The following is a 15,138-nucleotide window of genomic DNA, read 5'->3' as shown; positions in this document are numbered from 1 at the left end:
CGATCGAGGCGAAGCGGCCATAACGCGACACTCCGCCCACATCACCCGCTCAAGGATGCGCCAATGGGCGTCAGAAGCCGGAATCCCCCAGGTGGCACACGCCAGAGGCGCCCACCGCGACCCGCACGGTGAGCGCCTCGGCGCGGCAAAAAGCAGCGGTCAGAGCAGCCCGTCCCACATCTGCTCAAGAAGCACCGACCACCAGCTCTCCGGCGACGCGAGCGCCGCCGGGTCCAGAGCGGCGAGCTGCGCCTGGAAGTCGACCGTCCAGCGGCCCGCCTGCTCGGGGTTGAGCCCGAACCGCAGCCGCCACATCCGGCCGAGCAGCGCCAGCGAGCGGACGAACTCGGGCAGCCCCGAGTTCACGAACTGCGGCGGCACCGACTGCCCGCCCGGCCCCGCCTCCACCGGCACCGCCACGATGTTCGCGGTCCCGTACTGGACACAGATCGCCCGCCCGAAGTCCGAGCCCATCACCAGGTACGAACCCGCGTCCGCGGCCGGCTGCACACCACGCTGCTGCGCGAGCTCCGCCAGCGTCGGCACCGGCTGCCCGGGCGCGGCCTGCGCCCAGAAGAACGGCCCGAAGTCCACCGGCAGACCCGCCCACACCAGCGTGACCGCCACGACCTCCGGCACACCCTGACGCGACACCGCGCGCTGGTCGAAGCGGAACACGCCCTGCGGACCGAACGCGCCCGCCAGCTCGTGCGCCACACCCTCCGGCGGCAGCGGCGGCACCGGCTGCACCGCCGCAATGGGCGCCCGCACCGGCTGCGGCCTGGCCGGACCGTCCGCGACCTGCGCCAACTCGCCCTGGTGGGTGAGCAGATGCTGCACACCCTGCCGGCGCGAACCGTGGTCCTTGCCGTACGGAGCCACATGCGTGATCCGCACCTGCGGCCACTGCTCGCGGATCATCCGCGCACAGTAACCACCCGGCAGCTCGCACGACTCCAGCTCCGTGTGCAGCTCCAGGACATGGTCGGCAGGCACGTTCATCGCCCGCAGCTCATGGAAGATCTGCCACTCCGGGTGCGGAATGCCCGGCGCCGAACGGCGGATGAGCTGCTGCTCGGAACCGTCGGGCGCGCGGTAACGCAGCACCGCCTGATACCCCGGGCCGACCGTCGGCAGCCCCGCCGGGGGCTGCTGCGGATAGCCGTACGCGGGCGCCGCCTGCGGCACGGGACCACCCGGCGGCATGCCGGGCGGGCCGGGAGGCACCGGAGCACCCGGGCCACCGGGGCCCATCTGCGCGGGACCCGCCAGCATCGTCGCCGCCTGGTGCACACCGCCACCGGGAGGACCGGGCGGCATGGGCGCGCCGGGACCACCCGGGGCGCCGGGCGGACCGGGAGGCATCGGAGCACCAGGGGCACCGGGCGCGCCAGGAGGACCGGGCGGCACCGGAGCACCCGGGCCACCGGGACCGCCGGGGCCCATCTGGCTCGGGTCCGCGAACATCGTCGCGGCCTGGTGCACCCCGCCGGGCGGAGTGCCGGGCGCGCCAGGAGGACCGGGGGGCATCGGGGCGCCGGGGGCACCCGGGGCTCCGGGCGGACCGGGAGGCATCGGGGCGCCGGGCGCTCCGGGCGGGCCCGGAGGCATCGGCGCACCCTGGCCGCCCTGGCTGGCCGGGCCCATCTGGCTCGGGTCCGCGAACATCGTGGCGGCCTGGTGCACACTGCCCTGCGCGGGCGGCGGCGTCGGCGGGCCGGGCGGCTGCGCGCCCTCGGGCCCGAGGTGCGAGACCAGCTGCGTCGGCAGATAACCACCGGCGGGCGCACCCGGCGGCGGAGTCGAACCCGGCGCGGGCGGCGGCGCCGACGGGCCCGGACGGGCACCCGGAGTACCCGGCGCACCGGGCGGCGGCGGAGTCGCCGAAATCCCGCCCCGCGCGCCGCGCGCACCCGGCGGCGGACCGACAGCCTTGCTGGTGGCGGCATCCGCGATGTCCCCGGCACCCGAAGAGGCGGCGGGACCGGTGGGCTGGGCGGGCGCGGGCGCGACCGGCGGCGGGGTCGACCCCGGCGGCGGCGCGGCCTGCGGGTCGAGCGCCGGCGCAAGCGCCGTCGGCGGAAGCTGACTGCCCCCCGCCATCAGCGCCGTCTTCGCCTCGGGCAGCACCCTCGGCGCCGCCGCGTCCTCACCGTCCGTACCGGAAAGGGAGGGCGCGAACACCGTCGCGGGCAGCGGCACCGAACCGTCGTCCGAACCCGCGTTGGTGTCCGTCCCCGCCCAGGGCGTGCCCCCGGCAGGAGTCCCGGAAGCCGGGCCACCCTGCGAGGCGGCAGCGGGCGTCGGCCACGCGGGCGCGGAAGGCTCGGGGGCAGCCGGAGCGGGGACGGGAGCGCCATGCGACGCGCCGGCACCCGGCACACCGGCACCCTGAGAAGCACCGGCCCCCTGAGAAGCGCCCGACGCGGCACTCTCGCCCCGCCGGTCCGGAATCCCCAGCTTGTCCGCCGCCTCCTGCAGCCACTCCGGCGGGCTCAGCAGGAACGACGTCTGGTTCAGATCGATCCGCGCCGGGGGCTCCGGCGCGGGCGGCGCGTCCTCGGGCACCCCGTACTCCTCCTCGTACCGGCGGATCACCTCACCCACCGGCAGCGCCGGCCACAGCGACGCCTCGCCGCTGTCCCGGGCGATCACCAGGCGCTGCGCGCCGCCACCGCCCGAAGGCCCGTTCTCGCGGTCCTCGGCCCACACCACGAAGCCCAGCTCGAACTCCCGCACCCGCACCTCACGGTGCTGATACGCGGGCACATCGCCGTTGATCCACTCTTCCGCGCGCTCCTGCGCCTGAGCGAAAGTCACCATCGGCCGGCTCACTCCCCTACCGAGGTCGTCTCGACGGCGCGCGCGAAGCCGCCGTCCACCATCAGATTCGCCACGGTCTCCAGCTCCGGCGGATTGCCCGCGAGCCGCGCCAGGAACGCGTCGAAATCGTCCCCGCAGGGCAGCAGCAACTGCTCCACCCGCTCCTGCACGCTCAGCCCGTCCCGGTCCCGCGCGTCGTCGTACGCGCAGAACCACACCGAACCGACCGCCGAACCCTTCACCTTCACCGCGAGAATCCCGCCCTGCACGAACGCGACGCCCAGATAGTCCTTGGTGAGGTGATCCCGCAGGCACTTGTTGATGTAGACCAGGTCATTGACCGCGGCCTCGTCGCGCACCGTGAAGAACGGCTGGTCCACCAGGAGCCCCAGCTCGGCGTCGAGCGCCGCGCCCACCGGGGCACAGCCCCCCGCCGCCTTCAGGAACGACCGGTAGGCGCCCGGCAGCCGGTACCCCAAGTCCTCCTCGACACCGAGGAGTTGGGACTCCGTCACCGACACCGAGCCCTTCGGCAGACCGAAATGCGCGGGCCGCGTCTCCTGCAGCGGACGCGTACCCCGCTTGCCGTGCTCGACCTGCGCCGTCGCAAGACCGCCGTAATGCCGCAGCAGCGCCTTCACCTCGACCGGCACCAGCTCCAGACGGCGGCCGCCCGGCACGTGATGCCACGTCCAGCCGTGCGGCGTCGCCACCGGAGCGATCGTGTCCCACAGCTCATGGCCCGCCGCGGCCAGCGCCGCGTTCGCCGACACGTAGTCGGTCAGCCGGAGCTCGTCCACCCCGAAACCCTCGGGCGGCTCCGCGATCTCCGCCGCCGCACGGGCGTACACCGAGAAAACCGGGAAGCCGCTCTCGTCCACCCGCACCCCTCTGGGATGCCGGGAAGCCCGGACCGGATCCGGGAAGTGCACGACCTGCCCGGCATAGGCCGCGTTCGGTGGCGCGGCATGCTGCCCGAGCCGACCTGTCGTCATGGCGGTTGCCCCCTGCTGCGTGCTCTGCGTCTGGCTGGTGAGGACCAGACTATGCGGTGAGGCAATACCGGGTCCCGGCCCCGCATATCGGTCACCAACCGTCACAGCCGCATCACCCTGCGCCCGCGACGCGCGGCTTATCACGCCCCAGCTTCCGTACCAGTACGCGCATTTGGCAGGCTGTCCCCGCAACTCGGGGGCGCTGACACGTGCGGCTGAAGCCGCGGCCAGTGGGAGGAACACAGCACCATGCACACCGCACCAGGCGAAACATCGGCAACAAGCGCGATAAAGGGGACACCGGGCGACCCACGCCTGGGGTGGAGCGCCACGGCCACCACCGCCGCACCCTTACTCCGCCACCGCCGCGACGGCATCCTCCCCGCCATCGCCGCCGCCCTCTCCGTACGCGGCGAAACCCTCACCTGCACCGCCGGCAAAGGCGAACAGCCACCAATCCTGCACACCCTCGTACAGGACTACCTCGACACCCTCACCAGCAGCCAGCGCGAACGCTTCACCGGCCGCTGCCCCGAAGCGATCCTGCTCTCCAGACACCTGACCGCCGTCGAAGCAGGACGCTCCAAACGCGCCCAGCGCAAACCCCTCACCCACGGCGAGGCCCGCCGCGCCCTCAAGCACGCCAAACTCACCGCCCGCCGCATACGCGAGGACGGCGACCCCCTCCACGGCAGCTACGCACCCCCCTGCCGCTCCTGCACCGCCCTGCTCGACCACTTCGGCGTCCGCAGCGTCGAACCCTGAGCCGACCCCACACCCACAACCTCACGGAAAGGCCGCGGCCGATGCCGGACATCTCCACCACCCGCTTCCCCGTCCCCGTCGACGCCGCCCTGCGCACCGCCGGCTGGCAGCCCGGCCGCTGGGACATCCGCCAGGCCGAAGCCTGGGCCGACGTCCTGCGCGGCCACACCTCACCCGCCGGACACCGCCACACCGTCTTCCCCGCCGCCGTCGAAGCCTGGGCCGAATTCGGCGGCCTCACCCTCACCGCCCCCGGGCCCGGCCGCCGCAACGCCCCCGCCGCCCTGCGCTTCGACCCCCTCGCCGGGCTCCACCTCGCCCGCACCCTCGCCGACCTCGGCCGCGCCCTCGAAACCGACATCGCCCCCCTCGGCGAAGAAGGCGACCAGCAGGCCGTACTCGCCATCGACACTCAGGGCCGCATCTACGCCCTGGACCACACCGGCGACTGGTACCTCGGCCCCGACATCGACGCGGCCCTGAACACCCTGATCACCGGCACCCAGCCGATCCGCCTGACCTCGGGCTGACCCGAACCCCGGCCTTGACCAGCACCGGGCCGTGCACGGCACTCGCGCAGTTCCCCGCGCCCCTATCAGGGTTGCTCCTGGCGGGGTGCCCACTCAGGCATGCCCGGCCCGTCGTGGGGCCCCCGGGGGACCGGGGCAAAGCCCCAGGGACGCTACGACACCACCGGAGCCCGGTCCGGCAGCACCGCCGACACCCGGAACCCACCCGCATCCGTCGCCCCCGACACGAACACCCCGCCCAGCGCCGTCACCCGCTCCCGCATCCCCACCAGCCCATTACCGCCGGACGGCAACCCCGCATCCGCCGTCACCCCGTCCGCAGGACCGTTCTCCACCTGCATCGCCACCTCGGCCTCCCGACGGGCGAGCCGCACCATCACCTTCGCGCCCGCCGCATGCTTGTGCACATTGGTCAGCGCCTCCTGAATCACCCGGTACGCCGTCTGCTCCACCAGCGCGTCATACCCCCGCACCTCCCCCTGCACCATCAGCTCCACCACCATCCCGGCCTCCCGGGACTGCCCCACCAGAGCCTCGATGTCCGCCAGACAGGGCCCCTCCTCCGCGGCAGCGGCGGCCGCCGCGGCAGCCGCCCCCACCGCCGCCAACGGCACCGGATCCACCCGCACCGCCACCGGCTGCTGATCGGCAGCCCGCAACACCCCGAGCATCTCCCGCAACTCCGTCAACGCCTGCCGGCCCATGTCACCGACCAGCGCCGCGTTCTTGACCGCCTTCTCCGGATCCTTGCGGGCCACCGCCTGCAACGCCGCCGCATGCACCACCATCAACGACACCCGGTGCGCCACCACGTCATGCATCTCCCGGGCAATCCGCGTCCGCTCCTCCGTACGCGCCCACTCCGCCCGCTCCTCGGCCCGGTCCGCGAGCAGCGACAACTCCCGCTCCAGCGAATCCGCCCGCTCCCGCAACGACTCCATCAACCGCCGCCGCGCCCCTATATAAAGCCCGTACAACAGCGGCGGACCCGCGATCCCGAGCGACATCACCACCGAAAGCAGCGGCACATACCAGCGCCCGGGGTCGTAATCACCCCGCGCCACGCTCTGATGCATCCGTACGAACGTGACGATGAACGTCCCCGCCACCGACATCCCCGCCAGCGCCGCCGTGATCCGGCGCGGCACGTCCGACGCGGCCAGCGTGTAAAGACCCACCACGCTCAGAACGAAACCCATGCTGGCCGGCGTCACCGCCACCGACACCAGCACCACGGCGATCGGCCACCGGCGCCGCAGAACCAACGACGCCCCCGCGACAAGCCCGAGCAGCACCCCGGCCGGCACGGGCAGCCCCGAGGCCCCTGCGAAACTCACACCCTCCAGCGCACACTCCAGCGCGGAGATCACCCCGAGCAGCACATCCAGCACCGCGCTGCGCCTGCGTTCCCACCACCACCAGCCACGGGAGGTCAACCCCGTGGCTTCCTGGTAAGCCCCCGTTGCGGTCATAGCACCCAGACTACGGGCGGGCGCGAACGTTTTTCCGTCGGCATACGCAGCACGAAATCGCATCGAACACGCCAGAAATCGGCGATCATCCCCCGATGCAGTGAATCGACCGGATATTCGAGCGGACATCCGCATTCCGGACGAGCGTGTCCGTATGACATCAACCACACCCGGCAAATACGCCGACTTCGAGGGCCTGCGCCAGCAGGCCATCGCTTTGCGCCGCGAAGGGCTCAGCCTGCGCCAGATCCGCGACCGGCTGCACGTCGACAACAACGACCTCCTCCACCGGCTGGTGAAGGGCGAGCCGCCCCCGGAGTGGACCAAGCGCCCCAACGCCAAGGACGACCTGCGCGACCGCGCGAGAGAGCTCCGCTCGCAGGGCATGACGTACGACCAGATCCAGGTCGAGCTCGGCTGCTCCAAGAGCTCGATATCGCTGTGGGTACGCGACCTCCCGAGGCCCGAACCCCGCTACACGGACGAAGAGCGGCGCGCCCTGATGAACGAGGGCCTCACCCAGCTCCGGGCGGCACAGGACGAAGAGCGTCGAGCGACCAAGGCAGCAGCACGCGAGGAGATCGGAAAGCTCTCGGATCGGGAGCTCTTCCTCGTCGGCGTCGCGCTGTACTGGGCCGAGGGTGCCAAGGACAAGACGTACCGCCGAAGGGAAGTGCTGCAGTTCATCAACAGCGACCCCGACATGATCAAGGTCTACCTCAACTGGCTGAACCTCTTGGGCGTCTCACGCGACCGCCTCACCTTCCGCGTCAGCATCCACGAGTCGGCCGACGTCGCCGAGGCCCAGCGGTTCTGGGCCGAGTTGGCCGGAGTGGACGCCTCGGTCTTCAAGCGGGCCACGCTCAAGAAACACAACCCGCGCACAACACGGAAGAACACCGCAGAGGCGTACCGGGGCTGCTTGGTGATCTACGTGACCAAGAGCGCCGATCTCTACCGTCGCGTGGAAGGCGCTTGGTACGGCATAGTGTTGGGTGCCAATCCGGCGACCTGACCAAATGTCCGGTTTAGCTGGTTTCCATCCCCCGTGGTGTAATTGGCAGCACTGGGGCTTTTGGTGCCCTATGTCCGGGTTCGAGTCCTGGCGGGGGAGCTTCGTAGGTTCGGGTCCTGACGACATTCGTCAGGACCCGCCGCGTTTTCCCCCGCACCCACCCCGATTTCATCCGCGAAACCCCCCGGTATCCTTCGGGTGTCCACCCCCCGAAGCCGAAGGGCACCTCCGTGAGCGCAACCCGCCCGGCCGCCGTCGTCGTCCTCGCCGCGGGTGAGGGCACCCGCATGAAGTCGGCCACTCCCAAGGTTCTGCACGAGATCTGCGGGCGCTCGCTCGTCGGCCATGTCGTGGCGGCCGCTCGTGAGCTGGAGCCCGAGCACCTCGTCGTGGTCGTGGGCCACGCCCGCGAGCAGGTGTCCGCCCACCTCGGCGCCATCGACGCCGACGTGCGCACCGCGGTCCAGTACGAGCAGAACGGCACCGGCCACGCCGTCCGGATGGCGCTGGAGGAGCTGGGCCAGACCATCGAGGGCACGGTCGTCGTGGTGTGCGGCGACACCCCGCTGCTGACCGGCGCGACGCTGGCGGAGCTGACCCGTACGCACGAGGCGGACCGCAACGCGGTCACCGTGCTGACCGCCGAGGTCGCCGACTCCACCGGCTACGGCCGCATCGTGCGGGACAACGTCTCGGGTGCGGTGACCGCGATCGTCGAGCACAAGGACGCGAGCGAGGCGCAGCGCGCGATTCGCGAGATCAATTCCGGTGTGTTCGCGTTCGACGGCGCGTTGCTGGCGGATGCGTTGGGCAAGGTGCGGACGGACAACAGTCAGGGTGAGGAGTACCTGACTGATGTGCTGGGAATTCTGCGTGAGGCGGGGCATCGGGTCGGTGCGTCGCTGGCGGGGGATTTCCGGGAGATTCTGGGGATCAACAATCGGGTGCAGCTGGCCGAGGCGCGTCGTTTGCTGAATGACCGTCTCCTTGAGCGGGCGATGCTGGCCGGCGTGACGGTGGTGGATCCTGCGACGACGTTCGTCGATGTGCAGGTGACTTTCGAGCAGGATGCCGTGGTGCTGCCCGGTACTCAGCTGCTGGGGACGACTCATCTGTCTTCGGGTGCCGAGGTGGGTCCCCATTCGCGTCTGACGAACACGATCGTGGGCCGGGGCGCGCGGGTCGACAATGCGGTGTCGTACGACTCGGAGGTGGGCGAGGGTGCGACGGTCGGCCCGTATGCCTATCTGCGGCCGGGTACGCGGCTTGGTGTGAAGGCCAAGATCGGTACGTACGTGGAGACGAAGAACGCGACGATCGGTGAGGGGACGAAGGTTCCGCATCTGTCGTATGTGGGGGACGCGACGATCGGTGAGTTCACGAACATCGGCGCGGCCAGTGTGTTTGTGAATTACGACGGTGAGGCCAAGCATCACACGACGATCGGCTCGCACTGCAAGACGGGTTCGGACAACATGTTTGTTGCTCCTGTCACAGTGGGGGACGGTGCTTACACCGCTGCGGGTTCGGTGATCACGAAGGATGTGCCGCCGGGTTCGTTGGCTGTCGCCCGTGGCCAGCAGCGGAATATCGAGGGTTGGGTGGAGCGCAAGCGTCCGGGAAGTGCTGCCGCGCAGGCTGCTCAGGCTGCGGCCGAGCAGTCGGGCGGGGAGAACTGACCGGATTCGGGTGCGTCTTTCACGGCGTACCGTGATAGGTGCACATATTCGGCTGGCTCGCCGCGAAAGGGACCGCGCGGGTGCAGCAGCATCGAACACGTCTGAGGAGACTGTGCTGTGACCGGGATCAAGACGACCGGCGAGAAGAAGCTGATGCTCTTCTCCGGCCGCGCCCACCCCGAGCTGGCCGAGGAGGTTGCGCACCAGTTGGGTGTGGGCCTCGTGCCGACGAAGGCCTTCGACTTCGCGAACGGTGAGATCTACGTTCGTTTCCAGGAGTCGGCGCGTGGTGCGGACTGCTTCCTGATCCAGAGCCACACGGCTCCGATCAATAAGTGGATCATGGAGCAGCTGATCATGATCGACGCGCTGAAGCGTGCGTCGGCCCGCTCCATCACGGTGATCGTGCCGTCCTACGGCTATGCCCGTCAGGACAAGAAGCACAAGGGCCGCGAGCCGATTTCGGCGCGTCTGGTGGCCGATCTGCTGAAGACGGCGGGCGCGGACCGCATCCTCACGGTGGATCTGCACACGGACCAGATCCAGGGCTTCTTCGACGGCCCGGTGGACCACCTGACGGCGCTGCCGGTTCTGGCGGACTACGTGGGTGCGAAGGTCGACCGCTCGAAGCTGACGATCGTGTCTCCGGACGCGGGCCGTGTGCGGGTCGCCGACCGCTGGTGCGACCGACTGGACGCGCCGCTGGCCATCGTGCACAAGCGCCGTGACAAGGACGTCGCGAACACGGTGACGGTGCACGAGGTCGTCGGTGACGTGAAGGGCCGCGTCTGTGTCCTGGTGGACGACATGATCGACACGGGTGGCACGATCTGCGCCGCTGCCGATGCGCTGTTCGCGCACGGTGCGGAGGACGTCATCGTGACGGCGACGCACGGCATCCTGTCGGGTCCGGCGGCGGACCGTCTGAAGAACTCCAAGGTGAGCGAGTTCGTGTTCACGAACACGCTGCCGGATCCGTCGGATCTGGAGCTCGACAAGATCACGGTGCTTTCGATCGCTCCGTCGATCGCCCGCGCGGTGCGCGAGGTCTTCGAGGACGGCTCGGTGACGAGTCTCTTCGAGGAGAACTAGCTTGTAGTTGTCGGGAGTTGGGGCCGCGTCCGGTTGGGGCGCGGCCCCTTCTTCATGCCCTGGTACTCGTGTTCTTCATGCCCTGGCGGGCGCCCGCAGTGCGTCGACGGCGATTCTGGCGGCGCGTCCGATGGCGGCGTCGGCGGCGGGCAGGGTGGCGGCGGTGGAGGCGGCGCGGGTGAAGACGGCGACGGCGTAGCGGCCGCCGTCGGGGTATTCGACGACGCCGGCTTCGTGGCGGAGCGTGGGCAGGGTGCCGGTTTTGCCGCTGACGTGTACGTCGTCGAAGGGGAAGCCGGAGGCGAGGCGGTGGCTCCAGGCCTGGGTGCCGAGGACGGCGCGGAGTTCGTCGGCCCAGGGTTCTTCGCAGACTTCGTCGCGCCAGATGGCGGCGAGCAGGGCGGCCATGTCGCGGGGGGTGGAGCGGTTGGTGCGGGTGGGGTCGAGGACGGTGAGGCGGGCGACGGCGGCGGGGTCGACGAGGGCCGCGGGGCCGCTGCGGCCGGTGTCAGTGACCATCGTGGCGTAGAGGCCGGCCTGGTTGTGGACGGCGATGGTGCGGGTCAGTCCGAGGGCGTTCATGGTGGCGTTGACGGTGTCGAGGCCGATGTGGTCCCAGAGGAGGTCGGCGGCGGCGTTGTCGCTGACGGCGATGGCGAGGGAGGCGAGGTCGCGCAGGGAGAGCCGGGCGGCGTCGCGCATGACGGCGAGGCCGGTGGGGCCGGGGGCGCGCCCGTCTGCGGGGATGTCGAGGGGGGTGGTGGGGTCGATGCGTCCGGCGGCGGCTTCGCGGTAGAGGGTGGCGACGAGGCACAGCTTGTGGACGCTGGCGGTGGAGACGGGGGTGTCGGCGTTGAGGGTGATGGCGGCGCCAGTGTCGATGTCGGTGGCGCAGAGGGATCCGGTGGTGCCGGCGTCGGTGAAGGCTGCGGTGATGCGGCTGCGTACGGGGGTGTTCACAGCGGGAACTCCGATGCGGGGCGGGGGAAGAGGCGCCGTTGGGGGGCGGTGGGGATGAGGCCCGCGGTCTCGCGCAGGACGTCGTGGGCGGCTTCGGTGAAGAGGCGGACGGCGGGGCCGTCGCGTCCGGCGGGCCAGGCGGTGGAGGTGCGCCAGGTGAGGGGGTTGGCGCGCAGGGGGCGCCAGGTGGTGCCGGGTTCGGGGGCGGGCCGGGGCAGGAGGGCGACGACGTGGGTGCCGGACAGGATGAGGGCGCGGGTGAATTCGATGCCGGCGACTTCGCGGACGGCGCTGGGGGTGCAGCCGTGGCGGGCGCAGGCGGTGAGGGTTTCGTCGTGGAGGGCGGGGGCGCCGGCGCGGGGGAAGAGGACGAGTTCGCGGCCGTCGAGTTCGCGTACGTCGATCTCGGTGTGGGCGGCGAGGGGGTCCTGGTCGGCGAGGAGGGCGCCGAGGGGCTGGTGGAGCTGGGGGCCGAAGCCGAGGCCGGTCGAGGGGCAGGGGTGGCGGACGATGCCGGCGTCGAGGGTGCCCGCGGTGAGTTCGGCGGTCTGGTCGGCGGTGTCGAGTTCGCGGAGGTCGAGCTCGCCGCCGGGGCTCCGCTCGCGGTAGGCGGTGAGGAGGGCGGCGACGGTGGCGCCGCCGAGCTGGGGCGGGACGGCGGCGCGCAGGGTGCCCGCGGCGCCTCCTTGGACGCGGCCGACGAGGGTGCGCAGGCGGTCGGCGGCGTCGAGGAGGGTGTCGGCTTCGGCGAGGACGAGGTGTCCGGCGGGGGTGAGGGTGGCGCCGGTGCGGCCGCGGTCGAGGAGGCGGACGCCGAGTTCGCGCTCAAGGCGCTGGATGCGCTGGGAGAGGGAGGGCTGGGCGACGCGCAGGCGTTCGGCGGCGCGGCCGAAGTGCTGTTCTTCGGCGACGGTGCGGAAGTACCTGAGGTGCAGCAGCAGGTCCATGAGCAGCAAGGATAGGCGAACACCTATGGAGTCGGACCTGATAGTCGCGTCATGCAGGTTGATCCAATTGGGCGGGTGGGGGGTGGCCGGGTAGTCTGGGGAAGTTGCTCGGCGAGGGAGGCCGTACCTGAGGTACGGCGGTCCGTTATCGACGCGCTCTTCGTAGCAGGCCAGTCGTGGCCGGGTGACCGCCAATTTTTGGTTCACCTTCTACGAGGAGTGCATATGTCCGAGGTCAAGCTCGCCGCCGACGTCCGTACCAGCTTCGGCAAGGGCGCCGCCCGCAGCATCCGCCGTGAGAACAAGGTTCCCGGTGTCATCTACGGTCACGGCACCGAGCCGGTCCACGTGACCCTGCCGGGCCACGACCTGCTGCTCGCGCTGCGTACGCCGAACGTCCTGCTGTCCCTGGACATCGACGGCAAGACCGAGCTCGCGATCCCGAAGGCCGTCCAGCGTGACGCCCTCAAGGGCTACCTGGTCCACGTCGACCTGCTGCTCGTCAAGAAGGGCGAGAAGGTCACCGTCGAGGTCGGCGTCCTGACCGAGGGCGACCTGGCCCCGGGCAGCTTCCTGGTCGAGAACGTGCTGAACACGCTCTCCGTCGAGGCCGAGGCCACCCACATCCCGACCTCCGTCACCGTGTCCATCGAGGGCCTGGAGGCCGGTGCCTCCATCCACGCCAAGGACGTCAAGCTGCCGGCCGGTACCACCCTGGCCACCGACCCCGAGGCCGTCGTCATCCAGATCCTGGCCGCGCAGGCCGAGGAGCCGGCCGCCGAGACCGAGGCCGCCGAAGGCGCCGAGGCCTGAGCCGCACGCTCTGCCTGAGATCCGTGCCGGGCACGGACTCCGACGGGGCGGCGGGCCACACTTGGCCCGCCGCCCCGTTTTTCTTTGCCCACATGTTTCGTCCACAACTTTTGTCCGTACGTGAGGAGACGCTGGCCCCATGACGACCGACGCGAACGCACCCTGGCTGATCGTGGGCCTGGGCAATCCGGGTCCGGAGTACGCCGCGAACCGGCACAACGTCGGGTTCATGACCGTCGATCTGCTCGCCGAGCGGATGGGGGGCAGGTTCAAGGCGCACAAGGCGCGGGCGCAGGTCGTGGAGGGGCGGATCGGTCCGCCGGGTCCGCTGAACCGCCGGGTGGTGCTGGCGAAGCCGCTGTCGTACATGAACCTGTCGGGCGGCCCGGTGACGGCGCTGCGCGACTTCTACAAGGTCCCGGTGGCCAACATCGTTGCGATTCATGACGAGTTGGACATCGACTACGGAGTGCTGCGGCTGAAGCTGGGCGGCGGGGACAACGGGCACAACGGCCTGAAGTCGATCACGAAGTCGCTGGGGGCGGACTATCACCGGGTGCGGTTCGGGATCGGGCGTCCGCCGGGGCGGATGCAGGTGGCGGACTTCGTCCTGAAGGACTTCTCCTCGACGGAGCGCAAGGAGCTGGGTTACTTCGTGGACCGGGCGGCGGACGCGGCGGAGGCCTTGGTCATCGAGGGCCTGGAGCGAGCCCAGTCGACGTACAACTCCTGACAAGGGCGGCGAAGCACCGCCGCTCCCTTGGGGAGAGGTTGACCGAACGCATCGTCACCCGTCAGGATCGCGCCCCATGACGAAACGGAGCCGTACCTTCCTGCTGTACGTGCGGCGGGCCGCGATGGCCCTGGTCGCCGCGCTGCTCGTGGTCGCCGGGTTCTGGTCGTCGTGGGGCACCGCCCAGCACGTGGTCCTGGCGAAGGGCCGCGACCACGGCACGCTGACGGTGGCGCGGTGCGCGGACGACGTGTGCACCGGCCCCTACCGGCCCTCGCCGGGTTCGTCGGCGCACCCCGGCATGACGATCGCCGAGTCGGTGGCGGTCCGTCGGGGCGACCACATACCGGTGGTCGTGAAACCGGGCACGACGGAGGCGGTACGCAGCGGCGCGGCGGGCCTCCTGTACGCCTGGCTCCCCCTGGCGGGGGCGCTGCTGCTTGCGGCGCTGGTGATCGGCGGGGGGCTGCGGATGCCGCGGACGGCTTGGGTGACGGGGTTGGTGGGCGCGGCGACGATGGCCGCGGCATTCATCGCCCTGTAACTTCCCGGGGGCGCTGCCCCCCCCGACCCCCGTCTTTCGCCCTGCGGACCGTGCGTGGCTACTCGCGCAGTTCCCCGCGCCCCTGGCGGGATCCAGTGCAGGCTCCCGGGGCCGCGCCCCGAACCCCCGTCGCCCATCAGCCCGCGGACCGTAGGTGGCTGGGCGCGCAGTTCCCCGCGCCCCTAGCAGGATCCAGTGCAGGCACCCGGGGCCGCGCCCCGAACCCCCGTCTTTCGCCCTGCGGACCGTGCGTGGCTACTCGCGCAGTTCCCCACGCCCCTGGCAGGATCCAGTGCAGGCACCCGGGGCCGCGCCCCGAACCCCCGTCGCCCATCAGCCCGCGGACCGTGCGTGGCTACTCGCGCAGTTCCCCACGCCCCTGGCAGGATCCAGTGCAGGCACCCGGGGCCGCGCCCCGAACCCCCGTCGCCCATCAGCCCGCGGACCGTGCGTGGCTACTCGCGCAGTTCCCCGCGCCCCTGGCAGGATCCAGTGCAGGCACCCGGGGCTGCGGCCCGAACCCCACCGCCCGTCAGCCTGCGGACCGTAGGTGGCTGCTCGCGCAGTTCCCCGCGCCCCTGGCAGGGTCGGTGCAGGCACTCCCGGTCGTGCCACTCGGCGGAGCCCAGCAGCTCCTGGCAGGGGGGATGCGGGCATACCCAGCCCGTCATGGGGGTCCCCCCTGGCCCTTAAGGCCTTGGGGGAGATTGAGGACGAGCGCCCTTAAGGCGCAAACGGGGTCTGGGGCGGAGCCCCAGGGACGGCCGCCG

The 15,138-nt window shown here is 71.2% G+C and carries 13 protein-coding genes and 1 tRNA gene; 9 read left to right on the top strand and 5 right to left on the bottom strand.

Annotation, left to right across the window (positions count from 1 at the left end; genetic code table 11):
• Positions 1 to 159: 159 nt before the first annotated feature.
• Both ACSHXC_RS23220 and ACSHXC_RS23215 read right to left on the bottom strand, forming a co-directional pair.
• A complete protein-coding gene (locus ACSHXC_RS23220; RefSeq protein WP_438293448.1) occupies positions 160 to 2,823 on the bottom strand; it encodes an SUKH-4 family immunity protein in 2,664 nt (887 codons plus the stop codon).
• An 8-nt stretch (positions 2,824 to 2,831) separates the two neighbouring features.
• Positions 2,832 to 3,818 (bottom strand): SMI1/KNR4 family protein, encoded by a 987-nt coding sequence (locus ACSHXC_RS23215; RefSeq protein ID WP_438293447.1) that lies wholly within the window; start codon positions 3,816 to 3,818, stop codon positions 2,832 to 2,834.
• Positions 3,819 to 4,067: 249 nt separating this feature from the next.
• Here ACSHXC_RS23215 and ACSHXC_RS23210 point away from each other — a divergent pair, with 249 nt between their 5' ends.
• Positions 4,068 to 4,583 (top strand): YwqJ-related putative deaminase, encoded by a 516-nt coding sequence (locus ACSHXC_RS23210; protein WP_438293446.1) that lies wholly within the window; start codon positions 4,068 to 4,070, stop codon positions 4,581 to 4,583.
• Positions 4,584 to 4,624: 41 nt separating this feature from the next.
• The gene (locus ACSHXC_RS23205; protein WP_438293444.1) at positions 4,625 to 5,113 is read left to right on the top strand and encodes an SUKH-3 domain-containing protein; all 489 of its coding nucleotides are present in this window, start codon (positions 4,625 to 4,627) and stop codon (positions 5,111 to 5,113) included.
• Positions 5,114 to 5,265: 152 nt separating this feature from the next.
• Here the strand turns inward: ACSHXC_RS23205 and ACSHXC_RS23200 are convergent, their stop codons facing one another.
• A complete protein-coding gene (locus tag ACSHXC_RS23200; protein ID WP_438293443.1) occupies positions 5,266 to 6,585 on the bottom strand; it encodes a sensor histidine kinase in 1,320 nt (439 codons plus the stop codon).
• A 154-nt stretch (positions 6,586 to 6,739) separates the two neighbouring features.
• Between ACSHXC_RS23200 and ACSHXC_RS23195 the strand changes: the two genes are divergently transcribed.
• The 4 genes from ACSHXC_RS23195 (at position 6,740) to ACSHXC_RS23180 (ending at position 10,371) form a co-directional block, all read left to right on the top strand.
• Positions 6,740 to 7,600 (top strand): hypothetical protein, encoded by an 861-nt coding sequence (locus tag ACSHXC_RS23195; protein ID WP_438293442.1) that lies wholly within the window; start codon positions 6,740 to 6,742, stop codon positions 7,598 to 7,600.
• A gap of 27 nt (positions 7,601 to 7,627) precedes the next feature.
• Positions 7,628 to 7,699 (top strand) — tRNA-Gln (locus tag ACSHXC_RS23190).
• 131 nt (positions 7,700 to 7,830) lie between these two features.
• Positions 7,831 to 9,279: a bifunctional UDP-N-acetylglucosamine diphosphorylase/glucosamine-1-phosphate N-acetyltransferase GlmU gene (glmU, locus tag ACSHXC_RS23185; protein WP_438293441.1), complete on the top strand. Its 1,449-nt coding sequence runs from the start codon at positions 7,831 to 7,833 to the stop codon at positions 9,277 to 9,279.
• 117 nt (positions 9,280 to 9,396) lie between these two features.
• A complete protein-coding gene (locus ACSHXC_RS23180; protein WP_053725021.1) occupies positions 9,397 to 10,371 on the top strand; it encodes a ribose-phosphate diphosphokinase in 975 nt (324 codons plus the stop codon).
• Between the two features lie 75 nt (positions 10,372 to 10,446).
• Here the strand turns inward: ACSHXC_RS23180 and ACSHXC_RS23175 are convergent, their stop codons facing one another.
• Positions 10,447 to 11,331, bottom strand: a complete 885-nt coding sequence (locus ACSHXC_RS23175; RefSeq protein WP_438293440.1) for a serine hydrolase — start codon at positions 11,329 to 11,331, stop codon at positions 10,447 to 10,449.
• Positions 11,328 to 12,278, bottom strand: coding sequence for a LysR family transcriptional regulator (locus tag ACSHXC_RS23170; protein WP_438293439.1), 951 nt, complete (start codon positions 12,276 to 12,278; stop codon positions 11,328 to 11,330). The genes ACSHXC_RS23175 and ACSHXC_RS23170 overlap by 4 nt, the downstream gene beginning before the upstream one ends.
• A gap of 225 nt (positions 12,279 to 12,503) precedes the next feature.
• Between ACSHXC_RS23170 and ACSHXC_RS23165 the strand changes: the two genes are divergently transcribed.
• The 3 genes from ACSHXC_RS23165 (at position 12,504) to ACSHXC_RS23155 (ending at position 14,368) form a co-directional block, all read left to right on the top strand.
• Complete coding sequence (locus tag ACSHXC_RS23165) at positions 12,504 to 13,091, top strand: 50S ribosomal protein L25/general stress protein Ctc (protein ID WP_438293438.1); 588 nt, start codon at positions 12,504 to 12,506, stop codon at positions 13,089 to 13,091.
• 139 nt (positions 13,092 to 13,230) lie between these two features.
• Complete coding sequence (gene pth, locus ACSHXC_RS23160; RefSeq protein WP_386032160.1) at positions 13,231 to 13,824, top strand: aminoacyl-tRNA hydrolase; 594 nt, start codon at positions 13,231 to 13,233, stop codon at positions 13,822 to 13,824.
• A 76-nt stretch (positions 13,825 to 13,900) separates the two neighbouring features.
• Positions 13,901 to 14,368 (top strand): hypothetical protein, encoded by a 468-nt coding sequence (locus tag ACSHXC_RS23155; protein WP_438293437.1) that lies wholly within the window; start codon positions 13,901 to 13,903, stop codon positions 14,366 to 14,368.
• The last annotated feature ends 770 nt before the right edge of the window (positions 14,369 to 15,138 follow it).

The organism is Streptomyces sp. HUAS TT7, assembly GCF_051550175.1.
Taxonomy (GTDB): Bacteria; Actinomycetota; Actinomycetes; order Streptomycetales; family Streptomycetaceae; genus Streptomyces.
The sequence above is the reverse complement of the archived record's forward strand: the minus strand, read 5'-3'. Positions and strand labels throughout refer to the sequence as shown.

What these genes read in the sequence shown, in the direction of transcription:
- ACSHXC_RS23220 (WP_438293448.1), bottom strand. Translation starts at nt 2,823, where the DNA reads ATGGTGACTTTCGCTCAGGCGCAGGAGCGCGCGGAAGAGTGGATCAAC.
- ACSHXC_RS23215 (WP_438293447.1), bottom strand. Translation starts at nt 3,818, where the DNA reads ATGACGACAGGTCGGCTCGGGCAGCATGCCGCGCCACCGAACGCGGCC.
- ACSHXC_RS23210 (WP_438293446.1), top strand. Translation starts at nt 4,068, where the DNA reads ATGCACACCGCACCAGGCGAAACATCGGCAACAAGCGCGATAAAGGGG.
- ACSHXC_RS23205 (WP_438293444.1), top strand. Translation starts at nt 4,625, where the DNA reads ATGCCGGACATCTCCACCACCCGCTTCCCCGTCCCCGTCGACGCCGCC.
- ACSHXC_RS23200 (WP_438293443.1), bottom strand. Translation starts at nt 6,585, where the DNA reads ATGACCGCAACGGGGGCTTACCAGGAAGCCACGGGGTTGACCTCCCGT.
- ACSHXC_RS23195 (WP_438293442.1), top strand. Translation starts at nt 6,740, where the DNA reads ATGACATCAACCACACCCGGCAAATACGCCGACTTCGAGGGCCTGCGC.
- ACSHXC_RS23170 (WP_438293439.1), bottom strand. Translation starts at nt 12,278, where the DNA reads ATGGACCTGCTGCTGCACCTCAGGTACTTCCGCACCGTCGCCGAAGAA.
- ACSHXC_RS23165 (WP_438293438.1), top strand. Translation starts at nt 12,504, where the DNA reads ATGTCCGAGGTCAAGCTCGCCGCCGACGTCCGTACCAGCTTCGGCAAG.
- pth (WP_386032160.1), top strand. Translation starts at nt 13,231, where the DNA reads ATGACGACCGACGCGAACGCACCCTGGCTGATCGTGGGCCTGGGCAAT.
- ACSHXC_RS23155 (WP_438293437.1), top strand. Translation starts at nt 13,901, where the DNA reads ATGACGAAACGGAGCCGTACCTTCCTGCTGTACGTGCGGCGGGCCGCG.